The 2,227-nt window shown below is 69.6% G+C and carries 2 protein-coding genes; one reads left to right on the plus strand and one right to left on the minus strand.

The features are described 5' to 3' along the window. On the plus strand, nucleotides 1-427 hold a 427-nt coding region (locus PINTE_RS23520; RefSeq protein ID WP_068434509.1), incomplete at its 5' end, for a hypothetical protein. 77 nt (nucleotides 428-504) lie between these two features. On the opposite strand, the gene PINTE_RS21040 is transcribed toward PINTE_RS23520, so the two are convergent. Continuing rightward, nucleotides 505-2,227 (minus strand): PhoX family protein (locus tag PINTE_RS21040; protein WP_068434513.1); only part of this gene is annotated, 1,723 nt, incomplete at its 5' end.

Raw genomic sequence — 2,227 nt, forward strand, 5'->3', positions numbered from 1 at the left:
GAGCGCGCCGGCCAGGCCGAGCGCGCCGGCCGCGCACGCCGCCTCGGCACCGGCTCAACCGGCCCGAACCACGGCCAAGCACACCCCGGGACCGGCCGGCTACACGTTCCTGCGCCAGTGCGTCACCGACGACGTGACGAACCGGCCGCGGCGCTTCACGGTCGCGTGCGCCGACGCCAACCAGTACCTGGACCGGCTGCAGTGGAAGCGCTGGGGCCAGCGGTCCGCGCGGGCCAAGGGCGTCATGACCGTCAACACGTGCGCGCCCTCCTGCGCGAAGGGAAAGCTCAAGAACTACCCCGTGTCGGTGCGCGCGCACCGCATCGTCAGGGGCGAGGCCGCGCAGTTCTACTCACGCCTCACCGTCACGTACACCAAGTCGGTGCCGACGGGGGAGCGCCGCACCCACACCTACGTCATGCCGTGATGTGACAACACAACACAACACAAGAGGGGCGGGCGGCTCGAGAGGAGCCGCCCGCCCCCACGCCGGTCGTCAGCAGGTCAGGCTCGGAACGCCTGGATCACCGAGGGACGCGGGCCCTTGAACCTGGTGTACGGGAACGTCGAGGCCGGCTTGTCGGCGCTCGCGCCGTCGACCTCGCCCGGGTGCTGCACGGCGACGAAGACCGTGCGCTCGTCCTTGCTGATCAGCGGCCCGCAGGTCTCGGCGCCGGTGGGCACCGACAGGAACTGCCGCAGCTTGCCCTTCTCCGGCCCGTCGACCGGCATCATGAACAGCCCGTCGTTGTGGTTCAGCGTGCCCGGCTGGCCGTCGGTGGAGATCCACAGGTTGCCGCGGGAGTCGAACGTCACGTTGTCGGGGCAGGAGATCGGCGAGACCTGGCTCTTGTCGAACCCGTTGAAGTAGGTGTCCTTGTCCTTCGGGTCGCCGGCGAGCAGCACGAGCTTCCAGGAGAACTCCCGCGATGCGTGCTTGCCGCCCTTCGGGGTGATCTCGACGATGTGGCCGTGCTTGTTGTTCGCGCGCGGGTTGGCCTCGTCGACCTCGCTCGGCGTGCGCTTGGTGTTGTTCGTGCAGGCCATGTACACGCGACCGTTGACCGGGTTCGGCTCGACGTCCTCGGGCCGGTCCATCTTGGTCGCGCCGACCTTGTCGCCGGCGATGCGCGTGAACACGAGCACCTCCGCCACACTCATGCCCTTGACCTTGGACTTGCCGTCGACGACCAGCGGCAGCCACGTGCCGGTGCCGTCGTGCACGCCGTCCTTGTCACCGTCTCCGGTGAACTTCGCGACGTACAGGTCACCCTCGGTGAGCAGCGACATGTTGTGCCGCCGCGCCCAGCGCGAGGAGCCGGGCCGGTACTTGCGGCTCGCGACGAACTTGTAGAGGTACTCGTAGCGGGCGTCGTCGCCGCTGTACGCGACGACCGTGTTGTCGGCGTCGATCGCGATCGTCGCGCCCTCGTGCTTGAACCGGCCCAGCGCCGTGTGCTTGCGGGGCGTGGAGTCGGGGTCGTGCGGGTCGAGTTCGACGACCCAGCCGAAGCGGTGCGGCTCGTTGGGCTCGGTGCCGACGTCGAAGCGCTTGTCCGCGCGCTCCCAGCCGCGACCCGCCGTGTCGGTGGTGTACCGCTTGAGGCTCTCCTTGCGGTCCGCCGGGGCGTTCGTCGCGTTGAAGTACTGGTCGACGTTCTCCTCGCCGGAGAGCACCGTGCCCCACGGGGTGGTGCCGCCCGCGCAGTTGTTCAGCGTGCCGAGCACGACCTTGCCGGTGCGGTCGGCGGAGGTCTTCAGCAGGTCGTGGCCGGCGGCCGGACCGGTGACGTGGAACTGCGTGTGCGCGTGCACGCGCCGGTTGCGCGTGCCGCCGCGCACGTACCTCCACGGGCTCCCGGGGCCGCGGCGGGTGACCTCGACGACCGCCATGCCGTGCGCCGCCATGATGACCTTGAGCTGGTCGACGGACAGGTCCTTGGCGTCGGTGATGCCGCGGAACATCAACTCGTCGTTGGTGTACTCGTGGTTGCACACGAGCAGGCCCTTGGTCGGCGAGGTCTGCAGCAGCGTCGTGTAGTCGTTGTTGTAGCCGAACTGCTTGACCTGCGCGGCCGCCGACTGCTTGTCGAAGTCGAAGCCCGGCGCGTCGTCGAACAGCGGGTCGCCCCAGCTGATCACCGGCTTCCACGTCCAGCCCTTCGGCACGTCGACGGCGTCCCGGGTGGCCGGCGAGGGCTTGATGCCCTCGAAGCCCGCCGGCCAC

It is taken from the genome of Piscicoccus intestinalis NBRC 104926, assembly GCF_001515525.1.
Classification (GTDB): Bacteria; Actinomycetota; Actinomycetes; order Actinomycetales; family Dermatophilaceae; genus Kineosphaera; species Kineosphaera intestinalis.